The sequence below is a fragment of the Paenibacillus sanfengchensis genome, from assembly GCF_036864765.1.
Lineage (GTDB): Bacteria > Bacillota > Bacilli > Paenibacillales > Paenibacillaceae > Fontibacillus > Fontibacillus sanfengchensis.
In genome coordinates this window covers 454769-474519 of the sequence record NZ_JBAGJC010000004.1, presented here as the reverse complement: position 1 = coordinate 474519, position 19751 = coordinate 454769, and the positions used below count along the sequence as shown (strand labels likewise).

Here is a 19751-nt window from a genome sequence, read left to right as displayed (position 1 = left end):
TCCCTTTCATTCACGATGTAAAATATCTATGAAGAGCTGCCGATAAGCTTGCGCACTTCATTCAAATCCCGGCAGATTATATCCGGGCGGACCCCCGAGGCCTCAACATAGCCATCGAGGTTCTCCATGTTCGTTACGCCCGTCAATGTTAATATCGTCCCGCAACCTGCGCGAGCGCCCGCCGAAATATCCGTCAGCATATTGTCTCCGATCACCGCCACCTCTTCATGGCGGAGACCAAGTCTATCGATCGCATGCTTCATCAAGATGCCCGAAGGCTTACCGATCACAACCGGCTCCACACCCGATGCGGCCTGAATTGCTGCGGCTATTGTGCCCGCACCCGGCATAAGACCATCCTGGGAGGGAAGGAGCAGGTCCGGATTCGTCAGGACATATCCGGCTCCCCCCCGAATCCAGCGAGCGGCTTGTGTCAATGTTTCGTATGTAAAGTTCCGGGCGATTCCTTGCACAACATAATCCGGACGCTCCTCCACCAGCTCAAGACCCGCGTCCCGCAATGCCGTCAGCAGGCCGGTCTCCCCGATGGGAGCCACTCTGCAGCCCGGGTGACGATCCGCAATATACTCCGCCGCGGCGACCGCCGAGGTGCAAACTTCCTCACTCCGAGCCGGAATCCCCATGACCTGAAGATGCTCGGCCACCTCGGCGGGGGTTCGGGAGGAATTGTTGGTGACAAATAAATAGGGGATCCCTTGATCCCTTAATTCAGAGATAAGCTGGTCCGCCTGAGGTATCATACGGCTGCCATGATATAAAGTTCCATCCAAGTCAATCAAATAGGCCTTCCAGGCCGGCTTGGTTGTATTCATTTTCTTCACCTACTTGTATCCATTGTACAAATAAACCCGAGCCCCAAGCAAATTTCCCGGGCGCTTCCGCAGGTTTTCCGTCAAATGCCCAGTCACCCTTGCCAACTCCCGTCGAACGGGATCGAAGATGCCCAAATAACAAGGCTTTCACGCTATCAAAGTTTGCAACCGCCTGTCATTTCCTGCGCTTTCCCGGAAAATAAAACAGGCGCAGCTCCTTATTCCCCGCCTCTTTTGACCGGGTACAATTCGTGTTCCCTGGCGAGATGCGCATTCGGAAACACCGCCTGTGCCTCCTGCTGCAGCTCCTGAAGCTGGTTCTCATACTTATAGCGCGAACTGAAATGAGTCAGGTACAGATTTTTCGCCCCGGCTTGTTTGGCGGCCTCCGCGGCTTGTCTGGCCGTACTGTGATGATAGGTGAATGCCGTTTCAGCCAGATCATGCATAAACGTGGCCTCATGCACGAGCGCATCCGCTCCTTCCGCCAGAGGAACTACAGCCGGACAGGGCCGGGTATCGCCCAGAATGGTGACGACTCTCCCCGATTTGGGACGGCCGAGTACCTCCGCAGGTTCTATAATCCTGCCTTCGGGCGTCGTTACGCTCTCGCCCTTTTTCAGCTTGCCGAATAAGGGACCGGGTTGAATGCCGTATTGTCGGAGCAAATCGATATCCAGCTTGCCGGGAAGGTCCTTCTCGATCACCCGGTACCCGTAACTCGGAATCCGGTGATCCAGCTTGGCGGCTTCCACCCGGAACGTTTCGTCCTCAAACAGTCGCCCGCCTTCATGCTCCACAATCTCCAGCTTGTAGTTGATTCGCGATTCGCTAAGGCCGAGCGCCATTTGAACGAATTGCTTCAACCCCGGCGGGCCATACAATATTAAAGGAGTATCGCCGCCCTGATAAGCTCTGCTGGACAGCAATCCCGGCAGGCCAAAGAGATGATCCCCGTGTAAATGAGTGATAAAAATACATTCCAGCTTGCTTAGCTTCAAAGGTGAACGGAGAATTTGATGCTGGGTCCCCTCCCCGCAGTCAAACAGCCAAAAGGAACGCCGTTCATCCAGCAGCCGCAGCGCAAGCGAAGAGACGTTTCTTTCCAGCGAAGGTACTCCGGCATTGGTTCCCATAAAATATAACTCCATCGCATTACCTCCTAACCGGACGCTAATCCGTTGGTCTGCCCCAGCCCTCCATCTATAGGTCTATTCCATCGTCAATCGCCAAAACCCTCCGAAAACTCGGAGGGTTTGCAGACTGGGGTGTTTAAGCTTTATCCACGTTAAAATACTGCGCTTGCGGATGGGCGAATACCATCGCCGACACCGAGGCTTCCGGCTCCATCATAAAGCCTTCCGTCAGCTGAATCCCGATATCTTCAGGCTTCATCAATTCAAACAGCGGCTGCTGGTATTCGAGATCCGGGCAAGCCGGGTATCCATAAGATACACGAATCCCTTGGTATCTGGCGCCATGGCGCTGCTTCATCGTCATTTCCGGCGGATCCGGGAATCCCCATATATCGCGCATAATATGATGAACGCGTTCCGCCAAGGCCTCGGCCGTTTCCAGCGCCACCGACTGAAGGGCATGCGACCGCAGGTAATCCCCCTTGGCTTTCCACTCTTCCGACAGTTCCCGCACTCCCTGGCCTGCGGTGACCACAAGGAACCCGACATAGTCCATCATACCGCTCTCTACGGATTTTAGGAAGTCCGAAAGACAGAGAAACGGTTCTACACGCTGTCTTGGGAATGTGAACGTTTTGAGTACCCGGGTAGAGTCTGCCGGATCGTAAATGATAATATCGTTCCCCGACGATTGGGCCGGGAAGAAACGATACATCGCCTGGGCCCGGATGATCCCTTTCCCGGCGGCATCCCGAAGAATTTCGTCCACCGTCTCCTTAAGCTGGACGGCCTTCTCGTCCCCTTGAGCGAGCAGTTGGTCCACCGAACCGCGCAGGCCCAGATGATGGCCGAGCAGCATCTGCATATTAATATACGGAATAATATGATTGATCGGGTAATCCCGCAACACATGCCTGTCCAGGTCCGGCGGAATAAACACAGGAGCATCGGTCGAGATATTCGAGCGGACCGCCCGGCTTAATTCCGGCATCGGTGCCGCAGGAGCGGCTTGTGCATCGGCTTCCTTTTCCGCCTCGATGTCTTTCCGGATTACTTCACGGTGCGACGGATCCATCAGCTTATTGGCCAGATCCAGCCCGTCCATCGCGTCCTTGGCGTAAACAACCAGACCGTTATACTCCGGGCGTATCCGGGTTCTGGTAAATTTGCGGGTTAAAGCGGCGCCGCCGACGAGGATCGGCACGTCAATTCCCGCATTGCGCAAATCCTGAGCCGTGGTGACCATCTGCTGCGCCGACTTGACCAGCAGCCCCGACAAACCTACCGCGTCCGGAAGCTCTTCCCGACACGCTTCGATAATGCGCTCCGGTGGTACTTTTATACCCAAATTCACAATTTTGTAACCGTTATTGGCCAAGATGATCTCCACCAGATTTTTTCCGATGTCGTGAACATCGCCCTTAACGGTCGCCAGCAATATTTTCCCTTTAACGGAGGATTCGTTCTTTTCCATGAACGGCTCCAGGAAGGCCACCGAAGCTTTCATGACTTCCGCGCTTTGCAGCACCTCGGCCACGATCAGCTCGTTATTGTTGAACAGGCGGCCGACCTCTTCCATCCCCGCCATCAACGGCCCGTTAATAATTTCCAGAGCACTGTATTTTTTTAGGGCTTCTTCCAAGTCCGGGATCAGCCCGTCTTTCGTTCCTTCCACGACGTAGGAAGCGAGCCGTTCTTCCAGGGAGAGATGCACCACTTTTTCCTGCTTCTCCACCTTTTTGTTTCGGAACGCCGCAACGAATGCGGCCAATGTCTCATCATTGGTGTTGTAAATCAGCTCTTCGGCCAGCCGCCGTTCCTCTTCCGGAATGGAGGCATAGCGCTCCACCTTCTCGGTGTTCACGATCGCATAGTCGAGCCCCGCTTTGGTGCACTCATATAGGAAGACGGAGTTAAGGACCTCACGCCCGGCTTCCGGCAGACCGAAGGACACGTTGCTGACGCCGAGCACCGTATGGCAGGAAGGCAGTGCCTCTTTAATCAGGCGAATCCCTTCGATCGTTTCCTTGGCCGAACCGATGTACTGCTCATCGCCGGTGCCGACCGGGAAAACAAGCGGATCGAAGATCAAATCCTCGGAATTCAGCCCGTAATTGTTCACCAGCAGATCATGCGAGCGTTTCGCCACTTCCAGTTTGTCTTCGCGCGTGATCGCCTGCCCCCGCTCATCGATGGTCCCTACGACGACCGCGGCCCCGTATTTGTGAATCAGCGGTGTTACTTTTTCAAACTTCTCTTCACCGTCTTCAAGGTTAATGGAGTTAATAATCGATTTGCCTTGGCAATAGCTGAGCGCCAAATCGAGTACTTGCGGGTCTGTCGTATCGATCATCAGCGGAACCTTGACCTTTTTGACGACCAGCTCCAGGAACAACTTGATATCCTCCGCTTCGTCACGGTCCGGATCCTGCACGCATACGTCGATCACCTGCGCTCCGTTTTTGACTTGGGCACGCGCGATTTCCGATGCTTCCTCGTATTTCCCTTCCACGATTAGCCGCTTAAATTTTCTCGATCCGAGAACATTCGTTCTCTCCCCGACCATATACGGCCGGTTGGCCGACTCGATATAGACCGGCTCAATCCCGGAAATCGCCGGCGGATGGATCCCTTCGATTTCACGGGGACGATATTGCCTCATTTTTTCCGCTAGCGCCGCTATGTGGGCCGGTGTAGTCCCGCAGCAGCCGCCGGCGATATTGAGCCAGCCCTGCTCCGCGAAAGCGGCCATCTTCTGGGCAAGCGAATCGGGCGACTCATGGTAATTCCCGTTTTCGTCCGGGAGACCGGCATTCGGGTGGCAGCTGACGCCCGCCTTCGCCATCTCCGAAAGCGTCCGGATATGGTCCCGCATAAATTCCGGGCCCGTAGCGCAGTTAAGTCCGACGGATATCGGGTTAAGATGCTCCAGAGAAATATAGAAGGATTCGATGTTCTGACCCGCAAGCGTCGTTCCCATCGGCTCGATCGTCCCCGAAATCATCAGCGGGAGTTTTTTGCCGGTGGTCTCGTAGGCCCGGTTGATCCCGATGCTTCCCGCTTTGACGTTCAGCGTGTCCTGCGAGGTTTCCAGCATCAGCGCATCGACTCCCGCATCGATCAAAGCCACGGCTTGTTCCTCATAGCTGGCCGTTAATTCATCAAATGTAACGCCACCGGTCACCGACAGCGTCTTCGTCGTCGGGCCGATAGCGCCTACGACATATCGCGGCTTGTCCGGCGTGCTGTATTTCTCCGCTGCGGAAACTGCCAAGCGCGCGGCCGCCAGGTTGATCTCCCGCGCCCGGTCCTGTAAATCATATTCAGCCAGTACCACGGAAGTCGCGCCGAACGTATTGGTCTCAATCAGATCGGCCCCCGCTTCCAGATACTGCTCATGAATCGTTTGTATAACATCCGGACGGGTAAGCACCAAAATTTCATTACAGCCGTCCAGTTCCTCTCCTCCAAAATCATCAGCCTTGAGGTCCACTTGCTGGATCATGGTTCCCATCGCTCCATCAAGGATCAATATTCGTTCTTTTATTAAAGATTCCAAGCTTGGTTTACTCATGATCTGTTCCCTCCCGTAAAACGTTAAGAATTAGTTTAACAGATTAAAGCGTCCAAGGAAAGGGAGATTACAAAATTGCTAACCCGCGTTCTCCCTGGATCAATCCCTTTTTATAATGAAAAGAAAGGGTCGACAACAGCGCCTCTTTCAGCTATAATTCAATCAAACTATTTAGAAAGCGGGGTAATCCTATGGCCGAAATAAGAATAAGAAAGACGAACGAAATTATTTCAGGAGAAGAAAAAGTTCGTGATTTTCTGGATAAATATGAAGTAATTTATGAGCATTGGGATACGAAAAAACTCCCGCAAGAACTGCGCGAGAACTTTTCGCTGAGCGACGAGCAAAAAGCAGCCGTCCTGGAAGCCTATCAGTCCGAAATTCAGGAACTCGCCGCCCGCCGCGGCTACCGGACCTGGGACGTCATCACCCTGTCGGAAGCTACGCCAAACATCGAAGAATTGTTGGCCAAATTCGAGCAAATCCATACCCATTCGGAAGATGAGATCCGGGCGATCATATCCGGAGCCGGCACTTTCATCATCAAAGGCGACGAACAAACCGGTTACTTTGACGTTAATCTCGTACCGGGCGATTTGATTTCCGTACCGGAAAACACACCGCATTTCTTTACCCTAACCGATGAACGCAAAGTTGTGGCCGTCCGCCTCTTTGTGGAGGAAGACGGTTGGATCGCCCACCCTTATGAGGATCCTTCCTTTCAAAAGTAAATCCATCTGAAAATGCAAACAAGGCTGCTTCCATAACGGGAGCAGCCTTGTTTTTGAGTATCGTTATTTAATCGTAAATTCCTCGGAAGGCATGGAATGCTGATCACGAGCGGTCACATGGGAAATGACATGGTACGTTCCCGGTTCTTCGAACGTCTTCTCCAATACGTAAAGCCCGTCGCCCGAGCCAGCAACTACTTCCTTACTGTGCTCATCTTCCGGTGAACCGTCCTTCCAGTACTCAAACATAACTTCTTTCGCATCATCGACATTCTGACCCTGGTGGGTAACCTTGGCTTCGAACCTTACAGGCTTTCCTGCGGTAACTTCCGCGGGATTCACCCGAAGCTCCACATTTATCGGCTCAAGCATATTGGCATCGGCCGCAATGTGGTGGTCCGTCCCCTTAGGATTGCCGCATCCGCTTAAAAGCACCGCAAACAGCAGGGTCAAACCGATGATCCACAAACCGTTCTTTTTGTTCATGGCGTTTACCTCCCTACTACTTGTTCCGTCTCCAACGCTCAAGCATATTTCGCGATAATGTCATGCAGCTCCGCAAGATGTTTGATTTCAAAATCCGGTACAATTTCATCGGTCCGGCTGCGTCCGTGCCGGTTAACCCATACCGTGATCATTCCCACGCTAAGCCCGCCGCAGATGTCGGTCGTCAACTTGTCGCCGACCATCAAGCTTTCCTCCGGTTCCACCCCCAACCGTTCCAGCGCATGGTGGAAAATGGCCGAATCGGGCTTTCCTTTTCCAAACGATCCGGAAATGATAATTTCATTGAAATAAGGCGACAGTTCCGGAACACCGTCAAGCTTCTCTTGTTGCAGGGCGGGACATCCGTTGGTCAATAAGAGCAGCTTGACCTTGCCCTTCAATTCGCCGAGAATGCGAAAAGTCTCTTCGTAAACATGGGGCCGGGAACGGCGTTCCCGGCCGAACTGCGCTGCCAGCTCCCCGGCGAGCGCCTCGTCCTCCACACCGAGCGACTTTAAACCGCGGAGCCAGGATTCCTTCTGGTAAACGGGGGCTAGTTGTTCCAGTTGGCGGAATTCCGGCTGTTCCCCTGCCGAGAAGGTCGCCCACAATCCCTCAAACGGATTGATCCCGATCATTTTGGTAAACGGATAGGTTTCATAAGACGCGTACAACTCTCTGGCTTCCTTGCGCACCGATTCCTCGAGCTTCTCAGGATCGATCCCCACCGCTTCTCCCGCTTTCAGGCAAGTCGCTTCAAAAGATTCTTTAATACTGCGCTCATCCCACAACAAAGTGTCATCCAGATCAAAACATACGGCCTTGATAGTCATAGTTCACACACTCCCCCAAAATATTGACAACCTCAATTTCAATCTATACTAACCCTTATTCCTTCTCAAAGGAAACATGGTGTACTTTCGCATATTGCTCCAGATGTTCTCCCATCGCCTCCGTGTCAAAACGGTTGCGGACGCGGTGGAACACCCAATTGACGTCTTTACTCTTCGGAGTAATCGTGATTTTGCCGCGGCCTACCTTTATTTTGCTGATGTTGTTTGCTTCCAGAGTGCGGTCGCGGTTAAATTTGGACGTATACAGCCAGCCTTTATGAATTCGCAAATACGGCTTCCTGAGAAAAATCGTCAACGCCAGGATCAGATAAAGTACGATCGTGAGCCAAAACAAAACCGAGTTGACTTCCGAGGCATTACCGATCAACCCGACCACGGCATACAGAAGGGCCAGCAAGACCAGAGCTGCCGGAAGAAGAATGTTTCTTCCTCTAAAAACCTCTCCTTCCCCCTTGGCGCCTAACGAATACCGGGGATCCTGCCCCCCGCCGCCGATCCGGCTCGGCCCCTTTCCTTTCTTGTTCATGCGAACCCGATTGCGTTCCACTTTCCTGTCAAACGAAGCCATGAAATTTCCTCCTACACCTAATGTTATGTAAGCCGAACCTTGCGGCCGGCGTTATTTATCCACGATTTCGATGGATTCAAGCTGTTGACGGAAGTTGTTCCGGATGTTCTGCAAATAAGTTTCCCGGAGCTGTGCCCGTTCCAGCTTCTCATCCTCCGTTAAGCCCACCGTTTTGTTTTTGCGGGCCAATTCATTGATCCGTTTCACCAGTGTATCTATATCCACTACATTTCCTCCTGTCTGATCATCCATATTCTATAAGCAACAATTCTTACTTTGACATGAGAAAAAGAGCTTGTCAAGGCAGCGGCCCCCGAATCCAAGCTCTTTCAGTTTCTTCATATATATAGGCGTGTTCAATCCGGCAAAACCAGTGTGTCCCCAGGATGAATATCGCTTACGGATAAACCGTTCACCCGTTTAATAGCCTCCACATACACACGGGTATCCTTTCCGCGGGGCTTATGATCAACCGCGATTTCCCATAGCGTGTCTCCAGGGGTAACAATGACGGTTTCCTTGACATGGGACCCTCCATCATTTGCTGCGGCAAAAGCGGTAACCACTCCGGTGCCGGTCATCGTCAAAAGAATCAACAGAAACGCAATCTTCATTACGCTTTTGGTCCATTCCGGAGAAAAACCGGGAACATGCCTCCACGAACGGGCAACCGGCTTATTATAAATACTTTGGTATGTAGTGTATCTTGGCATATCGAATCACTCCCCAAACAAATGTTCTTATCTCTTGATCTCAATATAACACGAACACTTGTTTGTTTCAATAGTTTTTCAGAACAATTGTTCGCATATATTAGAAAGCTTTAGAACTTATGTTTGTACGAACGACAGTTCTATGTTATAATTTTTCCAAACGTTACTAATGGGGTTGATGATCGTTATGTCCAAGGTTTCCAGCCGACAACAGGCTATTTTGGAATTTATACGCAATGAAGTTCGGATGAAGGGTTACCCTCCTTCAGTACGTGAGATCGGAGAAGCCGTCGGACTAGCCTCCAGCTCGACCGTGCACGGCCACCTCGACCGTTTGGAGAAGAAGGGCTTTATCCGCCGGGATCCCACCAAGCCTCGGGCCATCGAATTGCTGGGGCAGGAAGAATCGGAATCGCTCGGCATGTTCGCGCACAGCGTGACCCGGGTTCCGGTCGTCGGCAAGGTTACCGCCGGCATGCCGATTACGGCAACGGAGAACATCGAGGACTACTTCCCTCTCCCGCAGCATTATTCTTCAGACGGTGAGATCTTTATGCTTTCCGTTGTCGGGGAAAGTATGATTGAAGCAGGTATTCATAACGGGGATTATGTGATCGTTCGCCAACAGCAGACGGCCAACAACGGCGATATCGTCGTGGCTATGACGGAAGATGATGAGGCTACGGTGAAGACTTTTTACAAAGAAAAGGATCACATCCGCCTTCAACCTGAGAACTCGACAATGGAGCCGATTCGGCTCAAGAATGTCGTTATTCTCGGCAAAGTCGTCGGTTTATTCCGCGACCTGCACTAATCTATTCCCTAATTCGCATGATGAAGAGGCTCCCTTTCCCTGGGCAGCCTCTTTTCATTTTGCAATAAGTTGCCTATACGTTCGTTAGATCGTCCTGCGGTAAATAACGTTTCATTCCGGACCGCTCTTCCCGCCAAATTCGCTTCAACCACAGTCTGCGCCGATGGTATTTTTTCAATGCGAACACCATGTCGTATCAGCTCCTTGGCGTTAGCATGCCCAAAAGCCTGATTTTCATCAGTCGTCCCGTCATGGAATGCACATATTGGCGGAAAACCACAATCCAGTCTCATAAAAAAAGCCCCTGATGCCTAAGCACCAAGGGCTCTTCCTATTAATACAATGTCATGTACTGATCGCGTTCCCATTGATGGACTTGCGTGCGGAACATGTCCCACTCGATTTCTTTCAGTTCATAGAAATGAGTCAACGCATGGTCGCCGAGGGCTTCGGTGATGATCTCGCTGCGGATCAACTCGCCGAGCGCTTCCTTCAAGTCGGATGGCAAGCTTGGAATGCCTTCTTCCACACGCTCTTCTTCGGACATCACATAGATGTTCCGGTCTACCGGATCCACGAGCGGCAGTTCGTTCTTGATGCCGTCCAGGCCGGCTTTGAGCATAACCGCCAGTGCCAGATAAGGGTTAGCGGCCGGGTCCGGGTTGCGCACTTCGACGCGCGTACTGAGGCCGCGGGAGGCAGGAATCCGGATCATTGGGCTGCGGTTGCTGGAAGACCATGCCACATAGCAAGGTGCTTCGTAACCTGGAACCAGACGTTTATACGAGTTCACGGTCGGGTTCGTGACGGCGGCAAAAGCGCGGGCGTGCTTCAAGATCCCGGCCATGTAATGACGGGCTTCCTTGCTCAGGCCGAGCGTGTCGCTCTCGTCATAGAAAGCGTTGACGTCATCCCGGAACAACGACTGGTGACAATGCATCCCGGAACCGTTCACGCCGAACAACGGCTTCGGCATAAATGTCGCATGCAGGCCATGCTGACGCGCAATCGTCTTTACCACGAGCTTAAAGGTTTGAATTTGGTCCGCCGCCTTGATGGCGTCGGCATATTTAAAGTCGATTTCGTGCTGACCCGGCGCCACTTCATGGTGGGAAGCTTCGATTTCAAAGCCCATTTCCTCCAAAGTCAAAACGATTTCGCGGCGGCAGTTCTCCCCGAGATCCGTAGGGGCCAAATCGAAATAACCGCCTTGGTCGTTCAATTCCATCGTCGGGTTGCCCTTTTCGTCGGTTTTGAACAGGAAGAACTCCGGTTCCGGACCGACGTTCATCGATGTATAACCCAACTCTTCGGCTTCCTTCAGCACACGCTTAAGAATGCCGCGAGGATCCCCGGCGAACGGCGTGCCGTCAGGCATATATACGTCACAAATTAAACGGGCTACGCGATCTTCGGCAACCCATGGGAAGATAACCCAAGTATCCAGGTCAGGAAAGAGATACATGTCGGATTCTTCAATCCGCACATAGCCTTCGATGGACGAACCGTCGAACATCATCTTGTTATCAAGCGCCTTCTCCAATTGGCTGACGGGAATTTCCACGTTCTTGATCGTTCCCAGCAGGTCGGTAAATTGCAATCGGATAAAACGAACATTTTCTTCTTTGGCGATACGTAAAATGTCTTCTTTTGAGTAACTCAAGATAACCTCTCCCTACGTTTATATTTTGAAAAAGCGGGACAGCTCGCCTTGGATCAAAGAAACCTGACCCGGTCTTTTCCCCGTGATGAGCTGCTGTTTCAGCATACGATAAAGCTGTGAATCTGTCATTTCTTTTCGTTTCTCTTCCGTATCTTTCGTGATGATCGTAGCTTCTCCGGAATCCTTATTCATCGGATTCATGACCTGCTTGATCCCGGCAATGTTTACGCCTTTGTCGATCAAGCCCTTGATCTCAAGCAACCGCTCGACGTCATTGAAGGAGAATAACCGTTGATTCCCCGAAGTCCGGGCGGGTACGATCAGCTGATGCTGTTCGTAATAACGAATTTGTCTAGCCGTCAAATCCGTTAACTTCATAACGATACCGATCGGAAACAAGGCCATGTTTCTGCGAATTTCGTCACTCATCGCTCTCAACCTTCCAGTAAATTAATCATGGCTCTATTCTATGTCAACTATCCTAACATGTCAATAGATATGTTAGAAATACTTACAGAGATGTTTGGGCTGCATGTCAACTATATGAGATCCCGCTCCAGCATCGTCTGCAGTGCCGTTAGTAGACCGAATTTCACATGAGAGTAGGTTAAGCCGCCCTGCATATACGCTATATAGGGCTCGCGAATCGGAGCATCCGCCGAAAGTTCCAGACTTCCGCCCTGGATGAAGGTCCCAGCCGCCATAATAACGGGGTGTTCATACCCCGGCATGTCCCACGCTTCGGGAACGACGTGTCCGTCCACGGCGGCGGCGCGCTGAATCCCCTGTACAAAGGCGATCAGCTGTTCCGGACCGCTGAAGGCGATAGCCTGAATCAGATCACTCCTTTTGGCGTTCCATCCGGGCCGGCTTTCAAAGCCGGCCTGTTCGAACACGGCCGCCGCAAGGACGCTGCCTTTCAAGGCCTGTCCCACCGTGGTAGGAGCCAGAAACAACCCCTGATAGATTGCCCGGGTCGTCCCCAGCATCGCGCCCACCTCGGCACCGATTCCCGGCGCCGTCAGCCGGTAAGCCGCCCGCTGTACCAACTCGGCTCGTCCGCAAATGTATCCGCCGGTTTCGGCCAGTCCACCCCCCGGATTTTTGATCAATGAGCCCGCGATGAGATCCGCCCCAACCTGGGTCGGTTCCAATTCTTCGGTAAACTCGCCGTAGCAGTTGTCCACAAACACGAGACAATCCGGCTTCAGCGCCTTTACCTTGCTGACCATTTCGCCGATCTGTTCCACCGTAAAAGAATCTCTCCAATCGTAACCCCGGGAACGCTGGATACCGATGACCCGGGTCCTTTCGTTCACCTTGGCGGCGACGGCTTCCCAATCGACCGATCCATCGGGCAAAAGGGCCGCTTCATCGTAATGAATACCAAAATCCCGCAATGAGCCCGTCCCATCCCCCGGTTTCCCGATGACCTTGTGCAGCGTGTCGTACGGGCGACCGGTAATGTACAGCAGTTCGTCGCCAGGCCTTAGCACCCCGAAGAGCGCGGTCGAGATCGTATGGGTCCCCGACGCGAAATGCGGACGCACCAGCGCGGCCTCGGCGCCAAACACTTCCGCGTAGACAAGGTCCAGCACCTCGCGCCCCCGATCATTATAGGCATATCCGGTCGATCCGGCAAAATGAAAATCGCTCACTTGGTACTTTTGGAACGCTTCGATGACCTTCCACTGGTTGCGATCGACGATCCGGTCAATCTCCCGGTATTTTAACTCAACCCGCTGCTCTGCCGCTTCAATCCATTGAACTATTTTTTTCGCAAAAACCGCCATGATGACTCTACCTCTCCCCTTAAGTAACTTTATCTCTCATTTATCGGACATTCATGTGTCGGGATGGTGTAAGGAGCGAGGAGGTACCCGTATTTTTGAAAATCCTCCAAATTCACATTCACCGAATAAATCATGTCCTCTTCCTCGCATCGCTGCGAAACCACATCCCCGATTTTGTATACAATGGGGGTCAAATCTCCGCGCCGAGCGGGAATGCGGAAAGAACGCATCCCGCCGGATAAAAATTGCTGGACCGCTTCACCGATCCGTTCCATGTCATTCTCATTCAAGGCGCTGATTTTCAGCGCATCCTTGACGGCCGGCAGCATCTCCAATTGCTCCGGCTCGCACAGGTCAATTTTGTTATACAATACGAGTCTAGGTTTGTTCCCGGCCCCCAACTCCTCCAAAATCCGGTCCACCACCGCCATTTGCTCCAATCGTGCTTCGGACGAGGCGTCCACGACATGCACAATTAGATCGGCTTCATTCGCCTCTTCCAACGTCGCCCGGAAAGCGGCAACCAGATCATGCGGAAGCTGCTGAATAAAGCCGACCGTATCCGTTAATACCACCTCTTTGCCGCCCGGCAGCCTCATGATCCGCGAGGTAGGGTCCAGCGTGGCGAACAGCCGGTTCTCTACCAGCACGTCGGCGGCGGTCAAAGCGCGAAGCAGCGTTGATTTCCCCGCATTAGTATAACCAACGAGCGCCAGTTGGACGACGCCGTTCTCCTGCCTCCGCGTCCGATGCAATTTGCGGTGCCGCGTCACTTCCGCCAGCTGTCGCTTCAGCTCGCCAATCCGCCGGCGGATATGGCGCCGGTCGGTCTCGAGCTTGCTCTCGCCGGGACCGCGCGTGCCGATGCCGCCGCCCAGCCGCGACAAATTTTTGCCCTGCCCGGATAAACGCGGCAGCAAATACGTCAACTGGGCGAGTTCCACCTGAATGATTCCTTCCCGCGTTTTGGCGCGTTGGGCAAAAATATCGAGGATCAGCTGGGTCCGGTCAATAATTTTGACATCCAGCATCTCCTCGAGATTGCGCACCTGCGCACCGGAAAGCTCTTGGTCGAAAATCGCCGTATTGGCTTGATGTTCCTGCAGAAGCCAGCGCAGCTCCAGTACTTTTCCCTTGCCGAGACAAAAACGCGGGTCCGGCTTCTCACGATGCTGCACCACCCGATCCGTGACTTCCACCCCTGCGGTATCGGCAAGCTGAACAAGTTCCTCCAGCGAATAGTCCGGATTGACCCCTTCCTCTCTGGTCCGTTGTGTAATCAGGCTGACCACAACGGCCCGGTCAGGCACCAGGGTCTGTGTCTCGTAGGGTGTTTTTGTCATCGTTCACGGCTCCTTACTTCTTATCCAGCCTCAAATCCTCCGTGCGAATGGTCATCAGTTCCAATTTGCCCGGCGAACCGCTGGTATATTGATTTAGCAAACGCACGGCTTGCTGGCGAATCGAACGTTCGATAATGTTGCGCACATGCCTGGCGTTGCTGAACAGGTGCTCGCTCTCACATTTTTCGCGCAACAAATGCTGCTGTAATTTGAGTATCGCCTGCGGCATCAAAATATAATCACGCTCTTTGACCATCCCCTCGGCGATCTGAATCAATTGATCGATCGTATAGTCCGGGAAATCGAGCTGAATCGGAAAGCGTGAAGGCAGTCCCGGATTCGTCGCCAGGAAGAAATCCATTTCTTCCGAGTATCCAGCGAGGATCAAGATAAATTGATTCTTCTGATCCTCCATCGCTTTGACCAGCGTGTCGATCGCTTCCTTGCCGAAGTCCTTCTCCCCGCCGCGCGCCAGGCTGTACGCTTCATCGATGAACAGTATCCCGCCGAGCGCTTTCTTGACCAAATCGCGAGTTTTTTGCGCCGTATGGCCGATGTATTCGCCAACCAGGTCGGCGCGTTCGACCTCGATCAAATGCCCTTTGTTCAAAACGCCCATTTTCTGAAACATCTTGGCCACAATCCGGGCCACCGTCGTCTTTCCCGTTCCCGGATTGCCTTTAAACACCATATGATAGACCTGGGCTCCGGATAATAACCCCGCTTCGGAACGCATGGCCGCTACTTGAAGCAAGGCAAAAATTTCGTACATCAGCTCTTTGACATGTTCGAGCCCGACCAATCCGTTCATTTCCTTTTGCATGTCGGCAAAAAGCCCTTGATGGGGTAAACTTTTAGCCCCGGCCGCAGCTTCGCTCTCCGCGGAGCTTTGGGAGACCACGGGAGGCTCGGAGCTGCGCAGAATGACATTGATTTGTCGGGAAGGTCTGTCCTCGGAAGAACCGCTTCTCGCCATTACACGCCCTGACATGTATGGATCACCTCTTATCGGAGTTGTTCAAGTCCGTACAAACGCGATACTTGTGACGATTGAACAAGCGTTATCGCCGGGAGACGGCAAACTCTTCTTAAATGTATTCTCTCTCCCGCTCCGTTATTAGAAGTTTTCCCTTTTTTCTATAACCACCCCAGGTAAAGAAGCAGCTGATCCAGTTTCCATTTGCTATACGCCAATACCTCACGCAACGTCGTTTGCGTTGGTTTCAGCACACTCGTTTCGGTCAGCGACAGCCCGGGATTGCGATAATCCAGCATTTCGGCGACTTCAAGCGCCCGGTTGCCGTGATACGTATGCGTGACAATGACCGCGGAATCATCCCCCTTCTCTTGCATCAGATCCTGGCTGTACCTCAAATTCTCATATGTGCTCGTCGCCTGATTTTCCAAGAGCATATCCGAACGCGGGACCCCTTTGGCTTCCAAATAATTGGCCATTCCCTCCGCCTCGGTGTAATGATAATCCGGACGATCCAGGCCTCCCGTCAAAATAAACACGCGAAACTTGCCGGCCTTATAGTCGCTCAAGGCACGTTCCAGCCGTTCTTTTAATCCGGGGCTGGGAGTATCGCCCCACATCGACGCACCGAGCACGATGCCGACATCCGCCGGCTCGTCATACGTTCGATATGCGGCCGGATTCCGCTCCACACTGCCGATCTGGGCCAAACAAAAGAGAATCCAGCCGATTACGGCCGCTGCACAAAAAGCAAGCAGCCAAAACCAAATCCTGCGGCCCCTCTTCTTCTTCGTACCCAGGTTAAGCCCCGTCATATGCCCGTTATATCGTGTCATGCTTACCTCCCGGCCGCATGGAGTCGTTCAGGACGAAACCGGTGCGATAGTGCTCAAGCGACATTGAAAAATAAGGAAAGCGATGTTCCCGAATTGAATGCAACACCTCGCGGGCCGTCTCCATCGCCATATCGTAATCACGCACCGTGATGTACCCCCGGGTGAGCGCATCGTCCAGCTCATCCTCATCCAAAAGAAATACCTCTCCGTTCTTTAAGACGACGATATCCAAATACAAATCATCAAACCAAGGTACGCCCTGATCCGTCACCCCCTGGATTTTGCAGACATCGATATACCATTCCACGATTTCGCCCTGGTCGTCAAACATGGCGGTCACTACGTAATGCGCGCCCTTCGGGTAATACTGCAGCCAAGTGTACCCTTTATCGGCGATCCGGAACGTATGCCCTCCGTACGTCTTCCAAAGCGGGTCCTTTAATTCGTGAATACTGTACATCGTGACATAACCGGTAAACATGTCGCTGTTCACATACCTGGATTTGAACTGCCGCTGCGTCACACGGCGCCAATTCGCGCGGTCTCCGAATTTTCGCTTCATAAGTAAGTTCCCTTTCAACACAATGTACATTCAGCTTATCACATTTAAAAGGGAGTCTCAAAAATGAAATTTTAAAATAATTCATAAAAAAAGCCGGTCTTTCAACCAAAGTGTTGAAAGACCGGCCTAAATCTGATCTTAAAAACCGCTGTTCGTGCCGTTGTTGCCGACCGGATCGGAGATGTCCCCCCCGGTGATGCTGTCTCCGTTCTCATCCGGCGGAAGACCGGACCCGGAAGATCCGGCGTTGCCGTTCCCCGCCCCGTCAGGGGTCACTCCATCTTGGCCGTTTCCGGAGCCGTTGCTGCCGCCGTTTCCGCTGCCGTTTCCGCCGCCGTTTCCGCCACCGTTCCCGGCCTGCCCCCCGTTGCCTTGACCATTTCCGCTGTTTCCTCCGCCGTTGTTTCCTGAGCCTGGGCCTCCATCGCCGCCATTCCCCGGAGGCAGAGTTCCTTGATCGCCATCCTGGCCGCCATTTCCTCCTTGGCCGGGAACTGCGCCCCCGTTGCCGGACCCATCGGTTCCGCCAACGTCACCCTGACCGGGATCGATGTCATCCATCGGCGGCTCCTCGGCTTCAATCATGATCTGAGTAATATTGGAAGGATCGCTTTCAACATTGTTGACCGCATCATAGGCTTTTACGTAGTATTCGTAACTGCCGCCTGCCGTTACCCCGATATCCTCCGCACCGGGAGCCGCCGCTTCCATATAAAGAGAAAAGTCGGCTTCCGAGGCCTCGCGGCGGTAAATCCGGTACACTGCGCCCTCGGTGCTGACACCCGTCCAGTTCAGCGTGACTACCCCGGTCTCCGGACTGTACGTCGCCGAGAGATTCGCGGGCTTCGTAACCGCTGCTTCTTCCTGTTTAGGCGGTTCTTCCTTCTTCAAATTTTTCGGAACCGGGAAGTCCTTCACCGGTACGCCTTCGAGCGCCTCGGTCATCACCGCCGAGAACAACGCGGCCGCCTGACCGCTGCTGCCGTTCAGCAGGTGGTTTTTGTCCGGTTTATCGTACCCCATCCAGATCGCCGCCGTCCATTCCGGCGTGTAACCCACAAACCAGACGTCCCGGTTTTTGCTGCTTCGGAGGCCCTTGATCCCGTGCTGGGTCGTCCCCGTCTTACCCGCTACAGGCCGGTTCAGTCTGGCGCGTTTCCCCGTTCCGTCGTTAACGACATTTTGCAGCATTTGTGTCATTTGGTAAGCCGTTTGCTCACTGAGCACCCTTTTGGCCTTCGAATCATGTCTGTATCTTTCCTTACCGTCATGATCCACGATAGATTTGATCGAGTAAGGCTCGTTGTATTGCCCGCCGTTGCCGAACACACTAAAAGCCCCCGCCATCTCCAGCGTATTTGTCCCATGGGTCAGACCACCCAAAGCAATAGCCAGGTTGCGGTCGTTCTCGTCCATTTTAATGCCCATTTCCTGGGCATACTTGACGCCCGTTCCCACACCGACCTCGTTTAGGAGCCAAACGGCCGGAATATTCTCCGATTTCGTCAGCGCGGTCGTCATGTCGATCGTTTTGGAGTAACCATGCAAGTTCTTCGGACAATAGTCTCCAAAGCACTGTTTCTCATTGCTCAGCAGCGAAGTCGGAGTAAACTTGCCGCTTTCCAGAGCCGGCGCGTAGGAAACGATCGGTTTAAACGAGGATCCCGGCTGACGCCGGCTGTCCAGACGGCTGAACCCTTTCCGTTCATAATCGCGTCCGCCAAGCAGCGCAACCAGACTGCCGTTCTCATGGTTCATAATGACGATTGAACCCTGAACCTGCTGCTCATCCTTGCTCTTTTCAAAAAAGTCGTTGTTGGCAAACGCCTTCTCAACCGCTTTTTGCGCCTGGGCGTCCATCGTTGTGTAAATTTTGTAACCGCCGCGGTTCAACTGGTCCTCGGTAAGACCGAATTTCTCCTCGGCTTCGTTAATTACGTAATCTTTAAAGGCCTGATAACTGTCATTTTTAGCCGGTGGCTCATAAGTGTAATCCACTGCCTTCGCCTCGTCCCGCTCTGCGGCGGTGATATAGCCTTCCTCGTACATTAAGTCAAGCACCACGGAGCGCCGTTGCTTCGACAATTCCGGGTTACTGACCGGATTGTACTTGGACGGTCCCTTCGGGATGGCCGCAAGGGTGGCTATTTCCCATAACTTCAGATCTTCCAGGTTACCTTTGCCGAAATAACGCTGGGAAGCCGCTTTAATGCCGTAGGCTCTTTGACCGAAAAAGATCCGGTTGAGATAGAGCGTAATGATTTCATCTTTTGTATTATGGCGTTCCAGGGCCATAGCGATAGACATTTCGGTTGCTTTACGGAAAAACGTCTTATCGAAGTCAAGGAACATGTTTTTTGCGAGCTGCTGAGTAATCGTACTGCCGCCTTCTACCAGGGATCTGGCCATAATATCCTTGACCGCCGCACGGCTGATGGACCACAGATCTACCCCGTTATGCTCATAAAACCGTCTATCCTCGGTAGCGACAAATGCTTTTTTGACCAAATCAGGAATTTTATCAACCGGTTCGCTTTTTTCGATGGACAACTCCCCCATCAGCTTGCCGGTACGATCATATACTTTCGACGTTTCATAAATAACCAGTTTGTCTCTGTTTTCGTTGAGAATTTTCTCACCGCTAACCGTGATGTACATAAAGCCCGCAGTCCCGCAAAATATGGCAAAAGCAATCGTGAAAAACGCGGTCCACAGCAAGCGCTTGGGCGTAATCTTTTTTTTCTTCTTCCCAGGTTTCTTCGCTCCCGGTTTCGCAGAAGGTTTGCTGCTCCGCTCCAATCTGGAGGGTCTATTGGTAGACATGGTTTTGACTCCCTTCTTCCCGTCTCTATCTCTATCTGTATAATAG

General features: G+C 52.7%; 18 protein-coding genes. 2 read left to right on the top strand and 16 right to left on the bottom strand.

Annotated features, from left to right (window positions below; genetic code table 11):
* Positions 1-26: 26 nt before the first annotated feature.
* From V4U84_RS11405 to metH, 3 genes are all read right to left on the bottom strand, one after another.
* Positions 27-833: a TIGR01457 family HAD-type hydrolase gene (locus tag V4U84_RS11405; RefSeq protein ID WP_334071258.1), complete on the bottom strand. Its 807-nt coding sequence runs from the start codon at positions 831-833 to the stop codon at positions 27-29.
* Positions 834-1051: 218 nt separating this feature from the next.
* Positions 1052-1984, bottom strand: coding sequence for a ribonuclease Z (gene rnz / locus V4U84_RS11400; RefSeq protein WP_334071260.1), 933 nt, complete (start codon positions 1982-1984; stop codon positions 1052-1054).
* Positions 1985-2105: 121 nt separating this feature from the next.
* The gene (gene metH, locus V4U84_RS11395) at positions 2106-5543 is read right to left on the bottom strand and encodes a methionine synthase (protein WP_334077209.1); all 3438 of its coding nucleotides are present in this window, start codon (positions 5541-5543) and stop codon (positions 2106-2108) included.
* A 191-nt stretch (positions 5544-5734) separates the two neighbouring features.
* Between metH and V4U84_RS11390 the strand changes: the two genes are divergently transcribed.
* Positions 5735-6274 carry a 1,2-dihydroxy-3-keto-5-methylthiopentene dioxygenase gene (locus tag V4U84_RS11390; RefSeq protein ID WP_334071262.1) on the top strand — a complete coding sequence of 180 codons (540 nt, stop codon included), beginning with the start codon at positions 5735-5737 and terminating at the stop codon, positions 6272-6274.
* 63 nt (positions 6275-6337) lie between these two features.
* Here the strand turns inward: V4U84_RS11390 and V4U84_RS11385 are convergent, their stop codons facing one another.
* From V4U84_RS11385 to V4U84_RS11365, 5 genes are all read right to left on the bottom strand, one after another.
* Positions 6338-6760 carry a FixH family protein gene (locus tag V4U84_RS11385; protein WP_334077208.1) on the bottom strand — a complete coding sequence of 141 codons (423 nt, stop codon included), beginning with the start codon at positions 6758-6760 and terminating at the stop codon, positions 6338-6340.
* A 38-nt stretch (positions 6761-6798) separates the two neighbouring features.
* Positions 6799-7593: an HAD family hydrolase gene (locus V4U84_RS11380; RefSeq protein WP_334077207.1), complete on the bottom strand. Its 795-nt coding sequence runs from the start codon at positions 7591-7593 to the stop codon at positions 6799-6801.
* 55 nt (positions 7594-7648) lie between these two features.
* A complete protein-coding gene (locus V4U84_RS11375; protein WP_334071265.1) occupies positions 7649-8182 on the bottom strand; it encodes a hypothetical protein in 534 nt (177 codons plus the stop codon).
* Positions 8183-8233: 51 nt separating this feature from the next.
* Complete coding sequence (locus V4U84_RS11370; protein ID WP_334071266.1) at positions 8234-8407, bottom strand: DUF896 domain-containing protein; 174 nt, start codon at positions 8405-8407, stop codon at positions 8234-8236.
* 131 nt (positions 8408-8538) lie between these two features.
* A complete protein-coding gene (locus tag V4U84_RS11365) occupies positions 8539-8895 on the bottom strand; it encodes a LysM peptidoglycan-binding domain-containing protein (protein WP_334077206.1) in 357 nt (118 codons plus the stop codon).
* Positions 8896-9082: 187 nt separating this feature from the next.
* Here V4U84_RS11365 and lexA point away from each other — a divergent pair, with 187 nt between their 5' ends.
* Entirely contained in the window at positions 9083-9709 is a 627-nt protein-coding gene (gene lexA, locus V4U84_RS11360) for a transcriptional repressor LexA (protein ID WP_334072034.1), read from the top strand.
* 334 nt (positions 9710-10043) lie between these two features.
* Here lexA and glnA read toward each other — a convergent pair whose 3' ends face one another.
* The 8 genes from glnA to V4U84_RS11320 form a co-directional block, all read right to left on the bottom strand.
* A complete protein-coding gene (gene glnA / locus V4U84_RS11355; RefSeq protein ID WP_334077205.1) occupies positions 10044-11372 on the bottom strand; it encodes a type I glutamate--ammonia ligase in 1329 nt (442 codons plus the stop codon).
* Positions 11373-11390: 18 nt separating this feature from the next.
* A complete protein-coding gene (locus V4U84_RS11350; protein WP_148452392.1) occupies positions 11391-11801 on the bottom strand; it encodes a MerR family transcriptional regulator in 411 nt (136 codons plus the stop codon).
* A gap of 110 nt (positions 11802-11911) precedes the next feature.
* On the bottom strand, positions 11912-13165 hold the full coding sequence (locus V4U84_RS11345) for a methionine gamma-lyase family protein (RefSeq protein ID WP_334077204.1): 1254 nt from the start codon (positions 13163-13165) through the stop codon (positions 11912-11914).
* Between the two features lie 29 nt (positions 13166-13194).
* Entirely contained in the window at positions 13195-14508 is a 1314-nt protein-coding gene (gene hflX, locus V4U84_RS11340) for a GTPase HflX (protein ID WP_334077203.1), read from the bottom strand.
* 13 nt (positions 14509-14521) lie between these two features.
* Entirely contained in the window at positions 14522-15499 is a 978-nt protein-coding gene (locus V4U84_RS11335) for an AAA family ATPase (protein WP_334077202.1), read from the bottom strand.
* Between the two features lie 146 nt (positions 15500-15645).
* Positions 15646-16320 (bottom strand): YdcF family protein, encoded by a 675-nt coding sequence (locus tag V4U84_RS11330; protein ID WP_334077201.1) that lies wholly within the window; start codon positions 16318-16320, stop codon positions 15646-15648.
* Complete coding sequence (locus V4U84_RS11325; protein ID WP_334071273.1) at positions 16307-16882, bottom strand: ribonuclease FAU-1 family protein; 576 nt, start codon at positions 16880-16882, stop codon at positions 16307-16309. Before V4U84_RS11325 ends, V4U84_RS11330 begins: the two co-directional genes overlap by 14 nt.
* A 138-nt stretch (positions 16883-17020) precedes the next feature.
* Positions 17021-19705 carry a transglycosylase domain-containing protein gene (locus tag V4U84_RS11320; RefSeq protein ID WP_334077200.1) on the bottom strand — a complete coding sequence of 895 codons (2685 nt, stop codon included), beginning with the start codon at positions 19703-19705 and terminating at the stop codon, positions 17021-17023.
* Positions 19706-19751: the final 46 nt, after the last annotated feature.

Bases quoted from the DNA above. Each gene is read 5' to 3' on its own strand.
- V4U84_RS11390 (WP_334071262.1), top strand. From the start codon at position 5,735: ATGGCCGAAATAAGAATAAGAAAGACGAACGAAATTATTTCAGGAGAA.
- V4U84_RS11380 (WP_334077207.1), bottom strand. From the start codon at position 7,593: ATGACTATCAAGGCCGTATGTTTTGATCTGGATGACACTTTGTTGTGG.
- V4U84_RS11405 (WP_334071258.1), bottom strand. From the start codon at position 833: ATGAATACAACCAAGCCGGCCTGGAAGGCCTATTTGATTGACTTGGAT.
- V4U84_RS11320 (WP_334077200.1), bottom strand. From the start codon at position 19,705: ATGTCTACCAATAGACCCTCCAGATTGGAGCGGAGCAGCAAACCTTCT.
- V4U84_RS11385 (WP_334077208.1), bottom strand. From the start codon at position 6,760: ATGAACAAAAAGAACGGTTTGTGGATCATCGGTTTGACCCTGCTGTTT.
- V4U84_RS11325 (WP_334071273.1), bottom strand. From the start codon at position 16,882: ATGAAGCGAAAATTCGGAGACCGCGCGAATTGGCGCCGTGTGACGCAG.
- V4U84_RS11350 (WP_148452392.1), bottom strand. From the start codon at position 11,801: ATGAGTGACGAAATTCGCAGAAACATGGCCTTGTTTCCGATCGGTATC.
- lexA (WP_334072034.1), top strand. From the start codon at position 9,083: ATGTCCAAGGTTTCCAGCCGACAACAGGCTATTTTGGAATTTATACGC.
- V4U84_RS11365 (WP_334077206.1), bottom strand. From the start codon at position 8,895: ATGCCAAGATACACTACATACCAAAGTATTTATAATAAGCCGGTTGCC.
- metH (WP_334077209.1), bottom strand. From the start codon at position 5,543: ATGAGTAAACCAAGCTTGGAATCTTTAATAAAAGAACGAATATTGATC.
- rnz (WP_334071260.1), bottom strand. From the start codon at position 1,984: ATGGAGTTATATTTTATGGGAACCAATGCCGGAGTACCTTCGCTGGAA.
- V4U84_RS11345 (WP_334077204.1), bottom strand. From the start codon at position 13,165: ATGGCGGTTTTTGCGAAAAAAATAGTTCAATGGATTGAAGCGGCAGAG.
- V4U84_RS11335 (WP_334077202.1), bottom strand. From the start codon at position 15,499: ATGTCAGGGCGTGTAATGGCGAGAAGCGGTTCTTCCGAGGACAGACCT.
- V4U84_RS11330 (WP_334077201.1), bottom strand. From the start codon at position 16,320: ATGACACGATATAACGGGCATATGACGGGGCTTAACCTGGGTACGAAG.
- hflX (WP_334077203.1), bottom strand. From the start codon at position 14,508: ATGACAAAAACACCCTACGAGACACAGACCCTGGTGCCTGACCGGGCC.
- V4U84_RS11375 (WP_334071265.1), bottom strand. From the start codon at position 8,182: ATGGCTTCGTTTGACAGGAAAGTGGAACGCAATCGGGTTCGCATGAAC.